1 protein-coding gene is annotated in these 922 nt (G+C 56.3%); it reads right to left on the minus strand.

From position 1 onward, the window contains the following. Positions 1 to 138 precede the first annotated feature (138 nt). The gene (locus tag A3730_RS17160) at positions 139 to 639 is read right to left on the minus strand and encodes a transcriptional repressor (protein ID WP_231880662.1); all 501 of its coding nucleotides are present in this window, start codon (positions 637 to 639) and stop codon (positions 139 to 141) included. Between the last annotated feature and the right edge of the window lie 283 nt (positions 640 to 922).

Raw genomic sequence — 922 nt, forward strand, 5'->3', positions numbered from 1 at the left:
GTTATTGTGATCATGGCGGTCTTCTATCGTATCTCGCACCGTGCCTCCCATACTGTCTATGTATGGTTGTACCCACCCAGCCGGGCAAGCACAAGACACGGGCAGACCGCTGGTCTGACAAGCGCCGCGCCCTGCCGGCTACGACGTGATGCGGCGAACCCGGATCACCAGCTCCCGGCCAACGACCTCATAGCCGTGGGCCTGGGCAATCTGCTCCTGCCGCGCCTCGATGACCGGATCACGGAATTCAATCACCCGCTCCGTTTCCACGCACACCATATGATCATGGCGTTCACCGAATGACAGCTCGTACACACAGCGGCTCACCGCGCCCTGGGAAAACTGATGACGGGTGACCAACCCCACCTGCTCCAGATTCAGCAACACCCGGTAAATGGTTGAGATACCGATTCTTTCCCCCGCCTGATACAGGCGGGCATAGATTTCTTCAGCGCCCAGATGGCGCTGCTCATCGTGGGCGGCTTTCAGGTGCTGCAGAATCCGCACCCGCGGCAACGTGGCTTTCAGCCCCGCCCCGGTCAACCATTGCTCATGACTCTTGGCCGCCCCGCCACGTTCTTTTCCCTCACTCACCTGAACGGTCAGCCCCGGGGCCTCATCCATGCCTTTATCTGCCATCTTCAGCTCCTTCTGCATCGCGCATTTTTTTCCCTGTCTCTATAGAAGACGAATGACGCCCACCGATGGTGACATTTTTTCTCGGATAAAAACGCAAACCAGGGCAGGCGTCACACTATGCGTTTCATTCTCATTATTGTAATGATATCCATTCTCAAATAGTATTCAGCATTCATTCTTTACAGAACAACGCTGGGGGGCGGGATCATGTCCGGGGTGACGCAGGAATCCCTGTCGGTGGAAACGCTGTATACCGACTACCACAGTTGGCTGCATGGCATAT

This window comes from Alcanivorax sp. HI0044, assembly GCF_001634945.1.